This is a genomic window from Jatrophihabitans sp., assembly GCF_035474675.1.
Classification (GTDB): domain Bacteria; phylum Actinomycetota; class Actinomycetes; order Mycobacteriales; family Jatrophihabitantaceae; genus Jatrophihabitans_A.
The window spans coordinates 69,989-87,968 of the sequence record NZ_DATINC010000140.1 but is presented as its reverse complement, the minus strand read 5'-3'; the positions used below and the strand labels follow the sequence as shown (position 1 = coordinate 87,968).

The following is a 17,980-nucleotide window of genomic DNA, read 5'->3' as shown; positions in this document are numbered from 1 at the left end:
GTCCCCAGCCGGCGGGTCCCCAGCCGATAAGCCTCCAGCCGATAAGTCGACAGACTCCGCCGCCGACAGGCCCCCAGCGGAGGCATCGGCCGCCGGCGTCACCCGCAGCGACATCCGTTCGGTCACCGGCGCCGACCGGCTGGCGGAGCTGGCCCGGATGCTGGCAGGCAACGACAGCGCGGTGGCCCGCGAGCACGCGGCACAGCTGCTCGAGGCGGCCCGCGAGGACCTCGCCGGCTTCGCGGGCGAGGCGCCGCGACCGGGCCGCGGTCGGCGATCGGCGCAGTGACGCCGCGTGGCGAAGTGCCTCGATCCGGCGGCCGGATGGCACCATCGAGGCTCATGAGGATGGCACTCAGGCCTTCGGACCGGCGTCGTGACGCCGCGCTGCCCGGCATCATCGGGGTGGCTCGGCTGGACCGGCGGGTGGGCCGGCTGCTGAACCGGCTGAACCCCGGCGACATCGCCGTCATCGACATCGCCGACCTGGACCGCTCCACGGCCGACGCCCTGGTCGCAGCCAGGGTCAGCGTGGTGGTCAACGCCCAGCCCAGCATCTCCGGCCGGTACCCCAACCTCGGCCCCGAGGTGCTCATCGGCCACGGCGTCGCGCTGCTCGACGGGGTCGGCGCGGAGATCTTCGCCGAGGTCAAGGAAGGCGCCCGGCTGCGGCTGGACGGCGACGTGCTCTACGCCGGCGACCGGGTGGCCGCCCGGGGCGCCCGACAGGACGCGGACACCATCCGGGCCGCGATGCGAGCCGCCAAGGCCGGCCTGTCGGCGCAGTTGCAGGCCTTCGCCGCCAGCACCCAGATGCATATGGAGCGCGAGAAGGAGCTGCTGCTCGACGGCATCGGGCTGCCGGAGCTGGCCACCCGGTTCCGCGGCCGGCACGTCCTGCTGGTCGCCAAGGGCTACGACTACCGCTCCGACCTGCGCTCGCTGCGGCACTACATCCGGGAGTTCCGGCCGGTGCTGGTCGGCGTGGACGGCGGGGCCGACGTGCTGCGCGACGCCGGCTACCAGGCCGACCTAGTGATCGGCAACCTGGACCAGATGTCCGACGCGGCGCTGCGCGACGCCGGCGAGGTGGTGGCCCACGCCGACCACCACGGCCGGGTCGAGGGACTGGCCCGGGTGCAGGACCTGCGCATCGAGCCGGTGGTGTTCGCCTCCGCGGGCACCAGCGAGGACGCCGCGATGCTGCTGGCCGACGCCGGCTCCGCCCGGCTGATCGTCACCGTCGGCATGCGCGCCACCCTGGAGGAGTTCCTCGACGCCGGCCGCGGCGGGATCGCCTCCACGGTGCTGACCCGGCTCAAGATCGGCGGCCGGCTGGTGGACGCCAAGGCCGCCGCCCAGCTGTACCAGACCCGGGTCTCGGCGCTGTCGCTGGTGCTGCTCGCGGTCGCCGCGGTGCTCGCCATCGCCGTCGTGCTGGTCGCCGGCAGTTCCGGCGACAGCTACCTCCACCTCCTGGCCGATGGTTGGGACCACCTCGTTTCCTGGCTGAGGGGCCTGTTGTCGTGATCTCCTACCGGTACCACCTCGTCTCGCTCATCGCCGTCTTCCTGGGCATCGCGCTCGGCGTGGTGATCGGCACCAGCGCCCTCAACGGCGCGGTGGTCGGCGACCTGCGCTCCCAGGTCAGCGACCTGAAGAAGAACGACAGCGCCCTGGCCGCGCAGAACCAGGTGCTGCGGGCCCGCTCGGCCAATGCCGACGTGCTGGCCCAGACCTACGGCGCCAAGATCGCCAGCGGCAGCCTGGCCAAGACCCCGGTGGTCCTGCTGGGCGCGCCCGGTGCCCCCAAGGGGATGCTCGACACGGTCGCCGACCAGGTCGAGGCGGCCGGTGGCAGCGTCGCCAGCCGGCTGCAGCTGAGCAAGGACTTCTCCGACCCCCGCCGGGCCAACGACATCCGGTCGCTGGCGACGTCCGGGCTGCACCCGATCGGCCTGCAGCTGCCCACCACCGACGACGCCGGTGCGCTGGCCGGCGCGCTGCTCGGCTACGTGCTGCTCGGGCACGGCCAGAGCACCGACCTGGCCCAGGTGATCGCCGGGTTCGGCACCCTGAACATGGTCAAGAACGCCGGCAAAACCCCGGCGGCTGGCAAGCTGCTGCTGCTGGTGGCGCCCGGTGCGCTGCCCAAGGACAGCGACGCCGGCCGGATGCTGCTGACCTTCACCACCCAGCTCGGCGCCCCCACCGGCGGGCCGACCGTGGTGGTCGGCGACCCGGCCGCCGACACCGCCGGGGGACTGGTGGCCCTGGTGCGCCAGGACGAGACCGCCAGCAAGGCGGTCTCGTCCGTCGACGACGCCAACAGCCCGCTCGGCGCGCTGACCGTGGTGCTCACCGGGGCCGAGACGCTGGCCGGGCGCAAGGGCCACTACGGGGTCGGCGCCGACAACGACGGCCTGCTGCCGGGGGCCGGCAGCTAGTGGCAGCTGTGTCACTGGCGTGGCCCGCTGCGCGTTCGTGTTACTGTGAACTCCCGTGGATATGAGGGATTCTTATTCAAATCCCAGGTCCGCACCTCGTATCGAATGCGACCACGGGAGTCTCGTTGGCTTATTCGGCCCGGACCACTAAGCATCTGTTCGTCACCGGCGGGGTCGCCTCCTCGCTCGGCAAGGGCTTGACCGCCTCCTCGCTCGGCAGTCTGCTCAAGGCCCGCGGCCTGCGGGTCACCATGCAGAAGCTCGACCCCTACCTCAACGTCGACCCGGGCACCATGAACCCGTTCCAGCACGGCGAGGTCTTCGTCACCGAGGACGGCGCCGAGACCGACCTCGACATCGGTCACTACGAGCGGTTCCTCGACACCGACCTGGTGGGCTCGGCCAACGTCACCACCGGCCAGGTGTACTCGGCGGTGATCGCCAAGGAGCGCCGCGGAGAGTACCTGGGCGACACGGTGCAGGTCATCCCGCACATCACCAACGAGATCAAGGAACGGATCCGGTCGATGGCCGCCCCCGGCCCGGACGGCGAGATCCCGGACGTGGTAATCACCGAGGTCGGCGGCACCGTCGGCGACATCGAGTCGCTGCCGTTCCTGGAGGCCGCCCGGCAGGTCCGCCAGGACGTCGGCCGGGACAACTGCTTCTTCCTGCACGTCTCGCTCATCCCGTACCTGGCCCCGTCCGGCGAGCTGAAGACCAAGCCCACCCAGCACTCGGTCGCGGCCCTGCGCAGCATCGGCATCAGCCCGGACGCGGTGGTGTGCCGCGCCGACCGGGAGATCCCGGCGAACGTCAAGCGCAAGATCTCGCTGATGTGCGACGTGGACACCGAGGCGGTGGTCGCGGCGGTGGACGCCCCGAGCATCTACGAGATCCCCAAGGTGCTGCACGACGAGGGCCTGGACGCCTACGTGGTGCGCCGGCTCGGCCTGCCGTTCCGGGACGTGGACTGGACCCGGTGGGGCGCCCTGCTGGACCGGGTCCGCCATCCCAAGTGCGAGGTGCGGATCGCGCTGGTCGGCAAGTACATCGACCTGCCCGACGCCTACCTCTCGGTCACCGAGGCGCTGCGGGCCGGCGGCTTCGCGCACCGGGCCAAGGTGCTGCTGCACTGGGTGGCCTCCGACCTGTGCGAGACGCCGGCCGGTGCCGCCGCGCAGCTGGCCGGCATGGACGGGGTGCTGATCCCCGGCGGCTTCGGCATCCGCGGCATCGAGGGCAAGGTGGGCGCCATCCGGTACGCCCGCGAGCGGGGCGTCCCCACGCTGGGCCTGTGCCTGGGCCTGCAGTGCATGACGATCGAGGTGGCCCGCAACCTCGCCGGGCTGCCGGCCGCGAACTCCGCGGAGTTCGAGCCGGACACCCCGGACCCGGTGATCGCCACCATGCCCGACCAGGTGGAGGTGGTGGCCGGCAACGCCGACCTCGGCGGCACCATGCGGCTGGGCAGCTACCCGGCCGAGCTGGTGCCGGGCTCGATCGTGGCCAGCGCCTACGGCAGCACCCGGGTGACCGAGCGGCACCGGCACCGCTACGAGGTCAACAACGGCTACCGCGAGGCGCTGACCGAGGCCGGGCTGGTCATCTCCGGCATCTCGCCGGACCGCCGGCTGGTCGAGTTCGTGGAGCTGCCCCGCGAGGTGCACCCGTTCTTCGTGGCCACCCAGGCGCATCCGGAGCTCAAGTCGCGTCCGACCCGGCCGCACCCGCTGTTCTCGGCGTTCATCGCCGCGGCGCTGGACTACAACGACCAGGAGCGGCTGCCGGTGGAGATCCCCGACACCCCCGGGATACCGGACGACGCCGCGGAGCTGGCCTCCTCCGGCCCGGTCGCCGGATGAGCGCTGACCGGCACCGCTTCGAGGTGCTCTCGTCGCGACAGCGTTTCACCGGAGCGGTGTTCGGGGTGCGGACCGACGCGGTGCGGATGCCGGACGGCTCGGTGGCCGACCGGGACGTGGTCAGCCACCCGGGAGCGGTGGCGGTGCTGGCGCTGGACTCCGCGGACAACGTGGTGACGGTGCGCCAGTACCGGCACGCGGTCGGGCAGCAGCTGCTGGAGCTGCCGGCCGGGCTGCTCGACGTCGAGGGCGAGCCGGCGCTGGACAGCGCTCGCCGGGAGCTGGCCGAGGAGGCCGCGCTGGCCGCCGGCGAGTGGGCGGTGCTGCTGGACCTGTACAACTCCTCCGGCATGAGCGACGAGGCGATCCGGGTGTACCTGGCCCGGCAGCTGACCGACGTGACCGACTCGGACTTCGCGCCCGAGCACGAGGAGATCAGCATGACCGTCGAGCGCCATCCGCTCGACGAGCTGGTGGCGATGGCGCTGGCCGGCGAGCTGGTCAACGCCACCGCGGTCGCCGGGGTGCTGGCGGCCCGGGCGGCCCGGGCGAACGGCTGGTCCGGCCTGCGGGCCGCCGACGCGCCGTGGCCGGCCCGTCCGGACCGGGCCGGGCCCGCTGCATGACGGCTCTGCAGGCCGAGCCGGCCGGCGCCCCGAGCACCCGGCTGGCCGACGGGCCGGCCCCCGGGACCCGGCCGAGCGCCGCGGCGCGCACCGTGCAGAGCTACCTCGACCACCTGGCCGTGGAGCGCGGTTCGTCGGCCAACACCCTAAGCTCCTACCGCCGCGACCTGCGCCGGTACCTGGACTACCTGACCGGCCACGGCATCGACTCGCTGGTCGAGGTGCAGGCCGGCACCGTCTCGGGCTTCCTGGCCGCGCTCCGGGAGGGCGACTCCGACCATCCGGCGCTGTCGGCCGCGTCGGCGGCCCGGGCCGTCGTCGCGGTGCGCGGCTTGCACAAGTTCGGCTACGCCGACGGGCAGCTGCCCGCCGACGTCGCCCGCGAGGTGAAGCCGCCGGCGCCGCCCCGCCGGCTGCCCAAGGCGATCTCGGTGGAGGACGTCGAGCGGCTGCTGGACGCCGCCGACTTCGACCAGACCCCGCTGTCGGTCCGCGACCGGGCGCTGCTGGAGGTGCTCTACGGCACCGGCGCCCGGATCTCCGAGGCGGTGGGCCTCGACATCGACGACCTGGACCTGGACGGCCGCAGCGTGCTGCTGCGCGGCAAGGGCGGCAAGCAGCGGCTGGTGCCGCTGGGCTCGTTCGCGGCCAAGGCGCTGTCGGCCTACCTGGTCCGGGTCCGGCCCGAGCTGGTCCGGCAGGGCCGGGGCACCCCCAAGGTCTTCCTGAACTCCCGCGGCGGCCCGCTGTCCCGGCAGAGCGCCTGGACGGTGCTGCGCGGCGCCGCCGACAAGGCCGGCCTCGGCACCGACCTGTCCCCGCACACCCTGCGGCACTCCTTCGCCACCCATCTGATGGAGGGCGGCGCCGACGTCCGGGTGGTGCAGGAACTGCTGGGCCACGCCTCGGTCACTACCACCCAGATCTACACCCTGGTGACCGTCGACCAGCTGCGCGAGGTCTACGCGGTCGCCCATCCGCGCGCCCGGGCCCGGTCGTGAGCACGCCGGGGATCGCTCCGGCGTGGCAGCCGCGCCGCAGCGCCGTGGCGGGCGGGTCGCAGCCGTTCACCGGCCCCTGGAGTGGGGTAACCTCCGGACGGGTCAGGCACGCTGTGCGGCGGCGCAGCGCGGTACTTGCGAGGAGCGCGCACTTCCTATGACGACGTCCGATACGCCCCCGGCCGGGCCACCGGCAGCCGGACCCGCCACCGCCGCGCCCGCCGAGGCGTCTCCCGAGCCCGCTCAGCCGGCCGAGCCGCAGTCCTCCGAGCCGCAGTCGTCCGAGCCGCGGCAGGCCGAGCAGCCGGGCACCTCGGCCGACCCGGCCCGGGCCCGGCGCCGCCGGCCGCTGGTCCAGCCCGAGCCGGTGACCCAGCACGGGCCGGCCCGGGTGATCGCGCTGTGCAACCAGAAGGGCGGGGTGGGCAAGACCACCTCCACCATCAACCTCGGCGCCGCGCTCACCGAGTTCGGCCGCCGGGTGCTGCTGGTGGACTTCGACCCGCAGGGCGCGCTCAGCGTCGGGCTGGGCGTCCAGCCGCACCAGCTGGAGCGCACCACCTACAACCTGCTGATGGAGCGCTCGGTCGGCATCGACGAGGTGCTGCTCAAGACCAGCGTGCCGGGCATGGACCTGCTGCCGTCCAACATCGACCTGTCCGCCGCCGAGGTGCAGCTGGTCAATGAGGTGGCCCGCGAGCAGACCCTGGCCCGCGCGCTGGCGCCGGTGCTCAACGACTACGACTTCGTGCTGATCGACTGCCAGCCCTCGCTGGGCCTGCTGACCGTCAACGCGCTGACCGCAGCGCACGGAGTGATCATCCCGCTGGAGTGCGAGTTCTTCAGCCTGCGCGGGGTGGCGCTGCTGATCGACACCATCGACAAGGTGCAGCAGCGGCTCAACCCCAACCTGCGGCTGGAGGGGATCCTGGCCACCATGTACGACGGCCGCACCCTGCACGGCCGCGAGGTCTACAGCCGGGTGCTGGAGGCGTTCGGCGACAAGGTGTTCGACACGGTGATCTCGCGGACCGTCCGGTTCCCGGAGACCACCGTGGCCGGCGAGCCGATCACCACCTGGGCACCCACCTCCAACGGTGCGGTGGCCTACCGGGAGCTGGCCATGGAGGTTCTGGCCCGCCCGTGAGCCGAGCACTGCCGGGCGAGCTGGCGCTGGAGGACCTGCCGGAGGAGTGGGACCTGCCGGCCTCCTCCGACGGCCCCGCCCTCTCCGCGGGCCCGGGCTCTCCCGAAGACTCTTCGGCAGCCGAGGTGCCGGGTGCGGAGTCCGGCCGGCAGCGGTTCAGCGTCCGGCTGGACAACTTCGAAGGCCCCTTCGACCTGTTGCTGACCCTGATCAGCCGGCGCCAGCTCGACGTAACCGAGGTGGCGCTGTCCCAGGTGACCGACGAGTTCATCAGCTACCTCAAGGCCGCCGGAGAGGCGTTCGACCTCGGGCAGGCCACCGAGTTCCTGGTGGTGGCCGCCACCCTGCTCGACCTGAAGGCGGCCCGGCTGCTGCCGGCTGCCGAGGTCGAGGACGAGGAGGACCTGGCCCTGCTGGAAGCCCGCGACCTGCTGTTCGCCCGGCTGCTGCAGTACCGGGCCTACAAGCTGGCCGCCGCGCACCTCGGCACGCTGGCCGCCCGGGCCGGGCGCCGGTACGGCCGAGTGGCCGAGCTGGAGCCCCGGTTCGCAGCCCTCAGCCCGGAGCTGCGGATCGGGGTGGACCTGCACCAGTTCGCGGCCGTCGCGGCCGCGGCGCTGCGGCCCCGGCCGGTTCCGGTGGTGGGGGTGGACCACCTGCACGCGCCCCGGGTCAGCGTGCGCGAGCACATGCTGCTGCTGGCCGGCCGGCTGGCCCGGACCGGGTCGGCTACCTTCCGGTCCCTGGTCGCCGACTGCGGCTCCACCCTGGAGGTGGTGGCCCGGTTCCTGGGCCTGCTGGAGCTCTACCGGGACGGGGCGGTGAGCTTCGACCAGGCCGAGGCGCTGTCGGAGCTGCACGTCCGCTGGACCGGGAGCAGCCGCGGCCCGGACCAGTCCGGCGAGCCGGACAGCGGCTCCAGTGAGTACGCCGCCCCGCGGGCCGGCACCGACCCGGACGAGGAGTACGGCTGATGACCCAGCCGCAGGACGAGGCCGTTGCACGGACGGCTGCTGACGCGCCAGGGCCCGAGGCGGAGCAGGCGGTGGCCGAGCAGGCAGAAACCGAGACCGACCAGGCGGTAACCGAACAGACAGAAACCAAGCAGGCAGGGACCGAGCAGCCGGCCGTCCGGCCCGGCGCTCGGCACCGCGCACCCGAGGACGACGAGGCCGAACCAGCTTTCCCGTCCGCCGGCCCGGCCGGAAACGACACCGGGCCGCTGGATCTGGCTGACCCGGCGGTGCTGCACTCGGCCCTGGAGGCCCTGCTGTTCGTGGCTGACGGCCCGTTGCAGCTGACCCAGCTGGCCGTGGCGGTGCAGCGGCCGGCGGCCGAGGTGGCCCAGGCGCTGGCCGAGATCACCGCCGAGCTGGACCGGCGGCAGGCCGGCTGGCAGCTGCGGCCGGCCGCGACCGGGTTCCGGCTCTACACCCGCGACCGCTTCGCCCCGGTGGTGGAGGCGTTCCTGCTGGACGGGCAGCGCACCAAGCTCAGCCAGGCGGCGCTGGAGACGCTGGCCGTGGTGGCCTACCGGCAGCCGGTGACCCGGGCCCGGATCTCGGCCATCCGGGGCGTCAACGTCGACGGCGTGGTGCGTACCCTGCTGGCCCGCGAGCTGATCACCGAGGTGGGCTCGGATCCGGAGACCGGCGGCGGGCTCTACCGCACCACCAGCACCTTCCTGGAGAAGATGGGCATCTCCTCGGTGGACGAGCTACCCTCGCTGGCGCCGTTGCTACCCGAGCTGGACACCCTGGACCTCGAAGAGCTGTGACGTCGGATGAGTTCTGACCAACCCGGCCAGCCTGACCAAGGCATCCGCCTGCAGAAGGTGCTGGCCGGTGCTGGCCTGGGCTCCCGGCGGGCCTGCGAGCAGCTGATCGCCGACGGCCGGGTCACCGTGGACGGCCGGGGGGTGGCCGAGCTCGGCACCCGGGTCGATCCGCAGACGTCGGTAGTGCGGGTGGACGGCAAGCGGATCAACCTGCGGGCCGGCCAGGTGTACCTGGCGCTGAACAAGCCGCGCGGCGTGCTGACCGCGATGTCGGATCCGTACGGCCGTCCCAACGTCGGCGACTTCGTGGCCGACCAGCCCGAGCGGCTGTTCCACGTCGGCCGGCTGGACGCCGACACCGAGGGCCTGCTGATCCTGACCAACGACGGCGAGTTCGCCCACCGGCTGGCCCACCCCTCGCACGAGGTGATCAAGACCTATATCGCCGAGGTGCCGGGCCCGGTGGACCGGTCGCTGGGCCGGCGGCTGGTGGCGGGCATCGACCTCGAGGACGGCCCGGTGGCCGTCGACGACTTCACCGTGATCGACTCATCCGGGAGCCGGGCGCTGGTCCAGGTGTCGCTGCACGTGGGCCGCAACCACATCGTCCGGCGGCTGCTGGACGCCGTCGGGCACCCGGTCGAGCGGCTGGTACGGATCGCGATCGGGCCGGTCCGGCTGGGCGACCAGCGGCCGGGCTCGGTGCGCGAGCTCAGCGCCGCCGAGCTCGCCGAGCTCTACCGCCAGCTCGGCCTCTGAGTCGGTCGGGCAGCACTGCCGGCAGGACGGAAAATGGAAAGGATCCAGGTGAGCATTCGCGCGGTGCGGGGCGCCATCCAGGTCGAGGCCGACGAGCGGCAGTCGATCCTGGACGGGGCCACCGAGCTGGTCACCGAGGTGATGGCCCGCAACCGGATCGAACCCGACGACCTGGTCTCGATCCTGTTCACCGCCACCCCGGACCTGACGGCGGAGTTCCCGGCCTACGCGGCCCGCCAGCTGGGCCTGACCGACGTGCCGCTGATGTGCGCCACCGAGATCGCGGTGCCCGGTGCGCTGCCCCGAACGCTGCGGCTGCTGGCGCACTTCGACACCGAGCTGCGGCGCGCCGACATCCGGCACGTCTACCTGCGCGGGGCGGCGGCGCTGCGCACCGACCTGCCCCGGTAACCGAACCGCAGCCGGGGCCCGCGACCGGGCCTAGAACCCGCCGGCAGGGCACGCCGGAAGTCGATGTCAGCCGGACCCCGTACCCTGGGAATGCCCGGCCACCGGACGGGCTGGTTCGCGGTGCCTGCGGTTTCGACCGTGCCGCGAGCGCACCGCCCAGACATCTGTCGTGACCAGAACGGGACCGCCGGCATGCCTATCGAGGTCAGCGAGGCCCCCGTGTTCCGGGGAGTGGTGGCACTCGACGGGCCGTCGGGCACCGGCAAGTCCACCGTCGCCCGGCTGCTGGCCCGGCGGCTGCGCACCCAGTACCTCGACACCGGCGCGATGTACCGGGCGGCCACCGTCGCGGTGCTGCGGGCCGGCGTCGACCCCGCCGACCCGGTCGCGGTGGCGGCCGAGGTGGCCGGCCGGCGCATCGAGGTGGGCACCGACCCGTGGCACAGCAGCACCCGGCTGGACGGCCGCGACGTCGAGCGCGAGATCCGGACCGCCGCGGTGACCGCCGCGGTGTCGCCGGTCTCGGCCGTCCAGGCGGTCCGCGACCAGCTGGTGGCCCAGCAGCGGCTGATCATCGGCCGCGGCCCGACGGTCGCCGAGGGCCGCGACATCGGCTCGGTGGTCTGGCCGGACGCGGAGCTGAAGGTGTACCTGACCGCCCGCGAGGACGTCCGGGCCCGGCGCCGGGCCGGCGAGCTGGGTGCGGGTACCGACGCCGACGACATCGCCCGGATCGAGCAGGCGCTGCGCCGCCGCGACGACTTCGACTCCAGCCGGGCGGTCAGCCCGCTGCGCCGGGCGGACGGCGCCACCGAGGTCGACACCTCGGAGCTGACCGTCGACGAGGTGGTCGAGCTGCTCGCCGGGCTGGCGTTCCGGGCGGTCAGCACGGCGGATCGCGCCTGACCATGACCGATCCCGACCTGGCCGGCACCGCCGATCTCGATCTCGACCACACCGATCCCGAGCCGGACGACACCGACCACACGCCGGTGCTGCCGGTGGTTGCCGTGGTCGGGCGTCCCAACGTGGGCAAGTCCACCCTGGTGAACCGGATCCTCGGCCGCCGCGAGGCCGTCGTGCAGGACGTGCCCGGCGTCACCCGGGACCGGATCGCCTACGACGCCTACTGGGGCGGCCGGCAGTTCACCCTGGTCGACACCGGCGGCTGGGAACCGGACGCCACCGGGCTGCAGGCGATGGTGTCGCGGCAGGCCGAGCAGGCGGTGGTGACTGCCGACCTGGTGCTGTTCGTGCTGGACTCGCGCACCGGCGCGACCGAGACCGACCTGGTGGTGGCCCGCACCCTGCGCCGGTCCGGACGTCCGGTGGTGCTGGCGGTCACCAAGGTCGACGACGAGCGCGGCGAGTCCGACGCGACCGAGGCCTGGTCGCTGGGCCTGGGCCAGCCGTACCCGGTGAGCGGGCTGCACGGCCGCGGTTCGGGCGACCTGCTGGACGCGATTCTGGAGAAGCTGCCGGACGCGCCGCCGGAGCGCGAGACCGTCGGCGGCCCGCGCCGGGTGGCCCTGGTCGGGCGGCCGAACGTGGGCAAGTCCAGCCTGCTCAACCGGCTGGCCGGCACCGAGCGCGCGGTGGTGGACGCGGTGGCCGGCACCACCGTCGACCCGGTGGACTCGCTGCTGGAGCTGGGCGGCGAGACCTGGCGGTTCGTCGACACCGCGGGGCTGCGCCGCCGGGTGACCAACGCCTCGGGCATGGAGTACTACGCCAGCCTGCGGACGGCCAGTGCCCTGGAGTCGGCCGAGGTGGCGGTGGTGCTGCTGGACGCCTCCGAGGTGATCTCCGAGCAGGACCAGCGGGTGCTGACCATGGTGGTCGAGGCCGGCCGGGCGCTGGTGATCGCCTTCAACAAGTGGGACCTGGTGGACGAAGACCGCCGCCTACAGCTGGAGAAGGAGGTCGACTGGGAGCTGCAGCGGGTGCAGTGGGCGCCCCGGGTCAACGTCTCGGCCCGGACCGGCCGGGCGGTGGACAAGCTGGCCGACGCGCTGCGGCTCTCGCTGGCCTCCTGGGACCGCCGGATCCCCACCGGCCGGCTCAACAGCTGGCTGACCGAGGTGGTCAACGCCACCCCGCCGCCCGGCCGGGGCGGCAAGCGCCCCCGGGTGCTGTTCGCGACCCAGGCCGACACCCGGCCGCCCCGGTTCGTGCTGTTCACCACCGGCTTCCTGGAGGCCGGTTACCGGCGCTTCCTGGAACGGCGGCTGCGCGAGGACTTCGACTTCCGGGGCAGCCCGATCGAGATCTCGGTGCGGGTCCGGGAACGCCAGCAGCGCAACTAGCCTCCGCGGCGGGTCAGAGCTTTGTCACCAGCCGTTCGACCATGGTCACGTTGCGGGCGGTGCTGGGGTTGCCGGGCAGCGCCTTCGACCAGGCCGAGGACGTCAGGCTGGTGTTGCTCGACTTGTCCCGGATCAGCCAGTGCACGTCGCGGCCCACCACCCGCACCTCGTCCAGGTCGTTCGACAGCGCCTCGACCGCCTTCCGCTCGGCAGCGCCGAGCGGGGTCAGCGTCAGCAGCACGAAGTGGGTGTGGCCGGCCGCGATCGTGCCGAACGGCTTGTCGGTGGCCAGCGCCTGCACCTGGCGCCGGATGCGGACGAAGGTGGTCAGCTCGAAGCCGAACTCGGCCTCCAGCGCGGTGCGGATCTGCTTCTCCAGGGCGGCCGTCCGCCCGGTGGCGTCGAAGAGCAGGTTGCCGCTGTTGACGAAACTCTCCACCCCGGTGTGGCCGAGCTGTTCCAGCACCCGGCACGCGGTCGCCATGTCAACCCGGCGGCGGCCGACGTTGACGGCCCGCAGGAAAGCAACGAATCGCGCCACGCCCGCTATTCGATCACGATCGGCCGCGGCGCGAGCCGGTACTGCCCGGCTGGCTGCGCCGGACGCTGACCGGACCGTCCGTCGCGGTGCGCTAAAGTTGCTCCCGGTTCGCTCGAGCCGTGCGGTACTGGAGCGGAACGGGCTGTAGCGCAGCTTGGTAGCGCACCTGACTGGGGGTCAGGGGGTCGCAGGTTCAAATCCTGTCAGCCCGACATCACCCTGCCGACGCAGGCGGAACTCCCTTCCGCCCTGTCGAGGCAGGCAGAAACTCACCGCTGCCTGCCGGCGGCGGCAGGGTCGGCGGGGAGGCCAGAGCGCGTGAGTTCGCAGCCCCCGGCCGGCGCGACAAGCACTGACGCCACCCGGCGACGGCCGGCGGTGCTGACCGTGCCCAACCTGCTCAGCTTCTCCCGGTTGCTCGGGGTCCCGCTGTTTTTATGGCTGCTGCTCGGCCCGCACGCCGACGCCCTCGCGCTGCTGGTGCTGGTGATCTCGGGGATCACCGACTGGGCCGACGGGGTGCTGGCCCGCCGGTTCGACCAGATGTCGCGGCTCGGCGCGCTGCTCGACCCGGTGGCCGACCGGCTCTACATCCTGGCCACCCTGGTCGGCCTGGTGCTGCGGCACATCATTCCGCCGGAGCTGGCGGTGCTGATCATCGGCCGGGACCTGGTGCTGGTCGGCACCCTGCCGGCGCTGCGCAGGCGCGGGCTGACCGGCCTGCCGGTGCACTACCTGGGCAAGGCCGCCACCTTCAACCTGCTCTACGCCTTCCCGCTGCTGCTGCTCGGCTCGCACGAGGGCACGCTGGGCGACGTGGCCAAGCCGATCGCCTGGGCGTTCACCCTCTGGGGCACCGGGCTCTACCTGTGGTCGGCCGGGCTGTACCTGGTCCAGTTCCGCCGGGTGCTGGCCGAACCGGTGGTGGCCTGAATGACGGGCACCGGCCCGTCCAGGGCGGTTCCGGCCGGGCCCGCCGGCGGCAGCCCGTCCGGCAGCAGGTTCTCCACCGCGATGCTGGACGACCTGCTCAACAACCCGCTCGACCCCGGCTACCGGCTGGCTTTCCAGGACCGGCAGGCCGCTGAGCACGGCCCGGCCGGGGGACCGCCGCCGGCCGGCCGCCGCTGGTGGGACGGGCCGCTGCTGTGGCTGGCCTGCCTCGCGGTGGGCCTGCTGCTGGTGGTGGCCTACCAGCAGCAGCACCAGTCGGCCCCGGCCCGGGAAGCCGCCCGCAAGGACCTGATCGACCGGATCGAGCGGCTGCAGCAGACCGGCGACTCCCTGGACGACCGGGCCAAGGTGCTGGCCAGCGAGGTGGCCGGGCTGCGCGACGCCCAGCTGCCGGGCAACAGCGAGGAGCTCAAGCGGCTGGAGCTGGCGTCCGGGGCACTGCCGGCCACCGGGCCGGGCGTGCGGATCGAGCTGGACGAGCCGCCGGCGCCCACCCCGGCGGCCACCGGCCGGCCCGGCACCACGCCGCAGGAGCAGGTCGCGGTGCTGCACGACCGCGACATCCGCGCGGTGGTCAACCAGCTGTGGGCGGCCGGCGCCGAGGCGGTCGCGGTGAACGGGCTGCGGCTGACCGCCACCTCGTTCATCCGGTTCGCGGGGGAGTCGGTGCTGGTGGACTTCCAGCCGATCAGCGCCCCGTACACGATCGAGGCGATCGGCAACCGCAACGCCCTACTGGTCGCCTTTGCCGATTCCCCGATCGCCCGCCAGCTCAAGACGATGGCGGCAGTGGACGGGATCACCTTCCGGTTCACCGGCAAGTCCGGGCTGCGGCTGCAGTCGGTTACGGTGGCGCAGCCGCACTATGCCGGCCTGGGCCCGGCCACCTCCGGCCAGTCCCCGTCCCCGTCAGCATCGGAGTCGCCGCGATGATTGCCGCCATCGCCCTGGTCATCGGCGTGGTGCTGGGCATCGTGCTGCGCCCCACCGTGCCGCTGTGGCTGGAGCCGTACCTGCCGATCGCGGTGGTGGCCGCGCTCGACGCGGTCTTCGGCGGCATCCGGGCCAGGCTGGACGGCATCTTCGTCGCCAAGGTGTTCGTGGTCTCGTTCGTGTCCAACGTGCTGGTCGCGGCGCTGATCGTGTTCATGGGTGACAAGCTCGGCGTCGGTGGCCAGCTGTCCACCGCGGTGGTGGTGGTGCTCGGCATCCGGATCTTCGGCAACGCCGCCGCCATCCGTCGTCACCTGTTCCGGGCCTGAGAGCCGGCCGGGAGCGCACCATGCCCAAGCAACCGAAGCCGCCCGGCCCCCCGGCTGGAAAGAGCGAACCGGCCGAGCCGGCACCGCCACCGGTCGAGCCGACCGAGCAGCCGCCGACCAAGCAGCCGGTCCCGGCCGAGCTGACGGACGAGCCAGCGGCCGAGCAGCCATCAGCCGAGCAGCCAGCGGCCGAGCCGGCCGGCGGCGACCGGCCGCCGCGCCGGCGTAACCGGGGCGCCACCGTGCTGATCGGCGCCCTGCTGGCCATGCTGGGCTTCGCCCTGGCGGTGCAGTTTCGCTCCAACTCCACCAACGACGTGCTGGCCGGCGCCCGGGAGGCCGATCTGGTCCGGATCCTGGACGACCAGAACAGCCGCATCGACCGGCTGCAGTCCCAGATCAGCGACCTGCAGGCGGCCCGGCAGCGCCTGTCGCTCAACGGCAGCAACAACGCCGCGGCCCGCGAGGAGGCGCAGCGGCAGGCCGACGCGCTGGCCGTGCTGACCGGCGCGGCGCCGGCCCACGGGCCGGGCATCCGGGTGCTGATCTCCGACCCGCAGCGCGCGCTGCGGGCCGAGGAACTGCTCGACGTCGTCGAGGAACTGCGCGGCGCCGGTGCCGAGGTGATCCAGTTCGGCCCGGTCCGGATCGGCACCTCCAGCGCCTTCACCGACTCCGGAGCCGGGGTGTCGCTGGACGGCACCGCCCTGCAGTCGCCGTACGAGGTGCTGGCGATCGGGGATCCCAAGACGCTCGACACCGCCCTCAACATCCAGGGCGGGGTGGTCAACACCGTGCACGCCGCCGGCGGGGAGATCAACATCGCCGAGCAGTCGGTGGTCAGCATCACCGTCACCCGGACGATCCCGGCTCCGCGCTACGCCACCCCGGCCGGTAAGTGACCGCTGAGTGATCAGCGGGGACTGACCCGGTAAGGTCGCGCCCACCGTGGCCGGAGCACCGGCAACCGCCGGCCGGTGACCCGTCGGCGGTCCACGAGTTGACCTTGCTGCACGACGACCCGAAAGACGACGAGGAGACGACAGATGGCAGAGATCCCCTCCGACCTGCGCTACACCAGCGACCACGAATGGGCCAAGCCGGTCGAAGGCAATGTGGTCCGGGTCGGGATCACCGACTACGCCCAGAACTCCCTGGGCGACATCGTCTTCGTGTCGGTGCACGCGCTGGACGCCTCGGTGGAGTCCGGTGACACCTTCGGCGAGGTCGAGTCGACCAAGAGCGTCTCCGACCTCTACGCCCCGGTCGCGGGTTCGGTGGTGGCCCGCAACGAGGCGCTGGACGACAACCCCGACCTGGTGAACTCCGATCCCTACGGTGCCGGCTGGATCGCCGAGATCCAGGTCGCCGACCTGGCCGTGCTCGACTCGCTGCTCGACGCCGAGGCCTACGGCCAGGCCACCTCCTCCGAGTAAACCTCCACCTCGCGTTGACCCTTTACCGCGCGGCAAACTAGGCTCGGTGACACGGCGACCGGCGATCCGAACGGCTGGGTCGGGGGAGTCGCCGGTGGGTCCGGCAGGCAACGAGAAAGGGCGTCCCCGGCGTGTTCTGCACCGCGTGTGGCACCGAGAACTCCGCTGACAGCCGCTACTGCGCCCAGTGCGGGACGCCGTTGCCCGGCGCCCACCCGGGCGGGCGGCCCGGCGGCCCGGACGCGACCTCCATCCTGTCCGCGGGACTGGTCACCGCCGGCCAGGACAGCGACGAGTTCTCACCCGAGGCCCACCAGCGCGCCATCGACGCCCTGGCGCCGGGCTCGGCGCTGCTGGTGGTCAAGCGCGGCCCGAACGCCGGCAGCCGGTTCCTGCTCGACCAGGACGTCACCACCGCCGGCCGGCACCCGGACAGCGACATCTTCCTCGACGACGTCACCGTCTCGCGCCGGCACGTGGAGTTCCGCCGGGACGGTTCCGGCTTCGCCGTGCACGACGTGGGCAGCCTGAACGGCACCTACGTCAACCGGGAACGGATCGACTCGGCGACGCTGGCCGGCGGCGACGAGGTGCAGATCGGCAAGTTCCGGCTGGTGTACCTGAACTCGCCGGGTCGTGCCGGGGCCGGCTCGTGAGCGCCGCCGGCCTGCCGGCCCGCGGCACCCTGTCGATCGGCGAGGTGCTGGCCCAGCTGCGCGCCGACTTCCCGGACGTGACCATCTCCAAGATCCGCTTCCTGGAGGACCAGGGCCTGGTGCAGCCGGACCGGACGCCGTCCGGCTACCGCAAGTTCTCCGGCTCCGACGTCGCCCGGCTGAAGTACGTGCTCAGCCAGCAGCGCGACCACTACCTGCCGCTGCGGGTGATCAAGGAGCAGCTGGAGGCCATCGACCGCGGGCACGGCCACGGCCCGGTGCCGGGCCCGGCGGTGCCGCGAGCGGCCCACCCCACCATCGTGGACAACACCCCGACCCCGGACCACTTCCGTGCCACCCCGGCGGCGATGCGGCTGAGCCGGGAGGAGCTGCTCAACACCGCGGGGCTGCGTCCGGCCCAGCTGTCGGAGCTGGAGCAGTACGGCCTGGTCAGCCAGCGGCCCGGCGGGTACTACGACGACGACGCCCTGGCGATCGCCCGGGTGGTGGCCGAGATGGCCCGGTTCGGCATCGAGGGCCGGCACCTGCGCGGCTTCAAGTCCGCCGCCGACCGCGAGGTGGGACTGTTCGGCCAGGTGGCCGGGCCCATGGTCAAGCAGCGCAGCGGGGACGGCCGGTCCCGGGCCGAGGAGGCGGTGCGCGAGCTCGCGGCGCTGTCGGTGCGGTTGCATGCCGCGCTGGTGCAGATCGGGCTACGAGAGATCGTCGGCTGAGGCTGGAACCGGCTAGGCTGAAAGGGGTCCCGTCCCCGTTCGTCCAGCAGAGGAAGGT

20 protein-coding genes, 1 tRNA gene and 1 pseudogene are annotated in these 17,980 nt (G+C 73.0%); 21 read left to right on the top strand and 1 reads right to left on the bottom strand.

Going from position 1 to position 17,980, the window contains the following annotated elements:
• The 13 genes and pseudogenes from VLJ82_RS16420 to der all read left to right on the top strand — a co-directional run.
• Nucleotides 1-289 (top strand): annotated as a pseudogene (locus tag VLJ82_RS16420) (hypothetical protein); the annotation flags it as partial.
• Nucleotides 290-348: 59 nt separating this feature from the next.
• Nucleotides 349-1,530 carry a putative cytokinetic ring protein SteA gene (gene steA, locus VLJ82_RS16415; RefSeq protein ID WP_408664441.1) on the top strand — a complete coding sequence of 394 codons (1,182 nt, stop codon included), beginning with the start codon at nucleotides 349-351 and terminating at the stop codon, nucleotides 1,528-1,530.
• Nucleotides 1,527-2,447, top strand: a complete 921-nt coding sequence (locus VLJ82_RS16410) for a copper transporter (RefSeq protein ID WP_408664440.1) — start codon at nucleotides 1,527-1,529, stop codon at nucleotides 2,445-2,447. The genes steA and VLJ82_RS16410 overlap by 4 nt, the downstream gene beginning before the upstream one ends.
• A 125-nt stretch (nucleotides 2,448-2,572) precedes the next feature.
• Entirely contained in the window at nucleotides 2,573-4,312 is a 1,740-nt protein-coding gene (locus VLJ82_RS16405; RefSeq protein ID WP_408664439.1) for a CTP synthase, read from the top strand.
• Nucleotides 4,309-4,938 (top strand): NUDIX domain-containing protein, encoded by a 630-nt coding sequence (locus VLJ82_RS16400; RefSeq protein WP_408664438.1) that lies wholly within the window; start codon nucleotides 4,309-4,311, stop codon nucleotides 4,936-4,938. The genes VLJ82_RS16405 and VLJ82_RS16400 overlap by 4 nt, the downstream gene beginning before the upstream one ends.
• Nucleotides 4,935-5,939 (top strand): site-specific tyrosine recombinase XerD, encoded by a 1,005-nt coding sequence (gene xerD, locus VLJ82_RS16395; RefSeq protein WP_408664437.1) that lies wholly within the window; start codon nucleotides 4,935-4,937, stop codon nucleotides 5,937-5,939. The genes VLJ82_RS16400 and xerD overlap by 4 nt, the downstream gene beginning before the upstream one ends.
• Nucleotides 5,940-6,096: 157 nt before the next feature.
• Complete coding sequence (locus VLJ82_RS16390; RefSeq protein WP_408664436.1) at nucleotides 6,097-7,086, top strand: ParA family protein; 990 nt, start codon at nucleotides 6,097-6,099, stop codon at nucleotides 7,084-7,086.
• A 125-nt stretch (nucleotides 7,087-7,211) separates the two neighbouring features.
• Nucleotides 7,212-8,060: a segregation and condensation protein A gene (locus VLJ82_RS16385; RefSeq protein ID WP_408664445.1), complete on the top strand. Its 849-nt coding sequence runs from the start codon at nucleotides 7,212-7,214 to the stop codon at nucleotides 8,058-8,060.
• Nucleotides 8,060-8,863, top strand: a complete 804-nt coding sequence (scpB, locus tag VLJ82_RS16380; protein ID WP_408664435.1) for an SMC-Scp complex subunit ScpB — start codon at nucleotides 8,060-8,062, stop codon at nucleotides 8,861-8,863. The genes VLJ82_RS16385 and scpB overlap by 1 nt, the downstream gene beginning before the upstream one ends.
• A gap of 6 nt (nucleotides 8,864-8,869) precedes the next feature.
• Nucleotides 8,870-9,622, top strand: coding sequence for a pseudouridine synthase (locus tag VLJ82_RS16375; RefSeq protein ID WP_408664434.1), 753 nt, complete (start codon nucleotides 8,870-8,872; stop codon nucleotides 9,620-9,622).
• Between the two features lie 48 nt (nucleotides 9,623-9,670).
• Nucleotides 9,671-10,033: a chorismate mutase gene (gene aroH, locus VLJ82_RS16370; protein ID WP_408664433.1), complete on the top strand. Its 363-nt coding sequence runs from the start codon at nucleotides 9,671-9,673 to the stop codon at nucleotides 10,031-10,033.
• Between the two features lie 192 nt (nucleotides 10,034-10,225).
• Nucleotides 10,226-10,939 carry a (d)CMP kinase gene (gene cmk, locus VLJ82_RS16365; protein WP_408664432.1) on the top strand — a complete coding sequence of 238 codons (714 nt, stop codon included), beginning with the start codon at nucleotides 10,226-10,228 and terminating at the stop codon, nucleotides 10,937-10,939.
• Nucleotides 10,940-10,941: 2 nt separating this feature from the next.
• Nucleotides 10,942-12,339: a ribosome biogenesis GTPase Der gene (gene der / locus VLJ82_RS16360; RefSeq protein ID WP_408664431.1), complete on the top strand. Its 1,398-nt coding sequence runs from the start codon at nucleotides 10,942-10,944 to the stop codon at nucleotides 12,337-12,339.
• A gap of 13 nt (nucleotides 12,340-12,352) precedes the next feature.
• Here the strand turns inward: der and VLJ82_RS16355 are convergent, their stop codons facing one another.
• Entirely contained in the window at nucleotides 12,353-12,880 is a 528-nt protein-coding gene (locus tag VLJ82_RS16355) for a DUF1697 domain-containing protein (RefSeq protein ID WP_408664430.1), read from the bottom strand.
• Nucleotides 12,881-13,018: 138 nt separating this feature from the next.
• Between VLJ82_RS16355 and VLJ82_RS16350 the strand changes: the two genes are divergently transcribed.
• The 8 genes from VLJ82_RS16350 (at nucleotide 13,019) to VLJ82_RS16315 (ending at nucleotide 17,922) form a co-directional block, all read left to right on the top strand.
• Nucleotides 13,019-13,092: transfer RNA gene (locus tag VLJ82_RS16350), tRNA-Pro, on the top strand.
• 106 nt (nucleotides 13,093-13,198) lie between these two features.
• Nucleotides 13,199-13,813, top strand: a complete 615-nt coding sequence (locus VLJ82_RS16345) for a CDP-alcohol phosphatidyltransferase family protein (RefSeq protein WP_408664429.1) — start codon at nucleotides 13,199-13,201, stop codon at nucleotides 13,811-13,813.
• Nucleotides 13,814-14,767, top strand: a complete 954-nt coding sequence (locus VLJ82_RS16340) for a DUF881 domain-containing protein (protein ID WP_408664428.1) — start codon at nucleotides 13,814-13,816, stop codon at nucleotides 14,765-14,767. It begins immediately after the preceding gene.
• On the top strand, nucleotides 14,764-15,096 hold the full coding sequence (locus VLJ82_RS16335) for a small basic family protein (RefSeq protein ID WP_408664427.1): 333 nt from the start codon (nucleotides 14,764-14,766) through the stop codon (nucleotides 15,094-15,096). Before VLJ82_RS16340 ends, VLJ82_RS16335 begins: the two co-directional genes overlap by 4 nt.
• Before the next feature lie 20 nt (nucleotides 15,097-15,116).
• Entirely contained in the window at nucleotides 15,117-15,998 is an 882-nt protein-coding gene (locus VLJ82_RS16330) for a DUF881 domain-containing protein (RefSeq protein ID WP_408664426.1), read from the top strand.
• A 144-nt stretch (nucleotides 15,999-16,142) separates the two neighbouring features.
• A complete protein-coding gene (gene gcvH, locus VLJ82_RS16325; protein ID WP_408664425.1) occupies nucleotides 16,143-16,532 on the top strand; it encodes a glycine cleavage system protein GcvH in 390 nt (129 codons plus the stop codon).
• Nucleotides 16,533-16,663: 131 nt separating this feature from the next.
• A complete protein-coding gene (odhI, locus tag VLJ82_RS16320; protein ID WP_408664424.1) occupies nucleotides 16,664-17,188 on the top strand; it encodes an oxoglutarate dehydrogenase inhibitor Odhl in 525 nt (174 codons plus the stop codon).
• Nucleotides 17,185-17,922: a MerR family transcriptional regulator gene (locus tag VLJ82_RS16315; protein WP_408664423.1), complete on the top strand. Its 738-nt coding sequence runs from the start codon at nucleotides 17,185-17,187 to the stop codon at nucleotides 17,920-17,922. Before odhI ends, VLJ82_RS16315 begins: the two co-directional genes overlap by 4 nt.
• Nucleotides 17,923-17,980 lie beyond the last annotated feature (58 nt).

What these genes read in the sequence shown, in the direction of transcription:
- VLJ82_RS16330 (WP_408664426.1), top strand. Translation starts at nt 15,117, where the DNA reads ATGCCCAAGCAACCGAAGCCGCCCGGCCCCCCGGCTGGAAAGAGCGAA.
- VLJ82_RS16335 (WP_408664427.1), top strand. Translation starts at nt 14,764, where the DNA reads ATGATTGCCGCCATCGCCCTGGTCATCGGCGTGGTGCTGGGCATCGTG.
- gcvH (WP_408664425.1), top strand. Translation starts at nt 16,143, where the DNA reads ATGGCAGAGATCCCCTCCGACCTGCGCTACACCAGCGACCACGAATGG.
- cmk (WP_408664432.1), top strand. Translation starts at nt 10,226, where the DNA reads ATGCCTATCGAGGTCAGCGAGGCCCCCGTGTTCCGGGGAGTGGTGGCA.
- scpB (WP_408664435.1), top strand. Translation starts at nt 8,060, where the DNA reads ATGACCCAGCCGCAGGACGAGGCCGTTGCACGGACGGCTGCTGACGCG.
- VLJ82_RS16390 (WP_408664436.1), top strand. Translation starts at nt 6,097, where the DNA reads ATGACGACGTCCGATACGCCCCCGGCCGGGCCACCGGCAGCCGGACCC.
- VLJ82_RS16375 (WP_408664434.1), top strand. Translation starts at nt 8,870, where the DNA reads ATGAGTTCTGACCAACCCGGCCAGCCTGACCAAGGCATCCGCCTGCAG.
- xerD (WP_408664437.1), top strand. Translation starts at nt 4,935, where the DNA reads ATGACGGCTCTGCAGGCCGAGCCGGCCGGCGCCCCGAGCACCCGGCTG.
- der (WP_408664431.1), top strand. Translation starts at nt 10,942, where the DNA reads ATGACCGATCCCGACCTGGCCGGCACCGCCGATCTCGATCTCGACCAC.
- VLJ82_RS16400 (WP_408664438.1), top strand. Translation starts at nt 4,309, where the DNA reads ATGAGCGCTGACCGGCACCGCTTCGAGGTGCTCTCGTCGCGACAGCGT.
- VLJ82_RS16340 (WP_408664428.1), top strand. Translation starts at nt 13,814, where the DNA reads ATGACGGGCACCGGCCCGTCCAGGGCGGTTCCGGCCGGGCCCGCCGGC.
- steA (WP_408664441.1), top strand. Translation starts at nt 349, where the DNA reads ATGGCACTCAGGCCTTCGGACCGGCGTCGTGACGCCGCGCTGCCCGGC.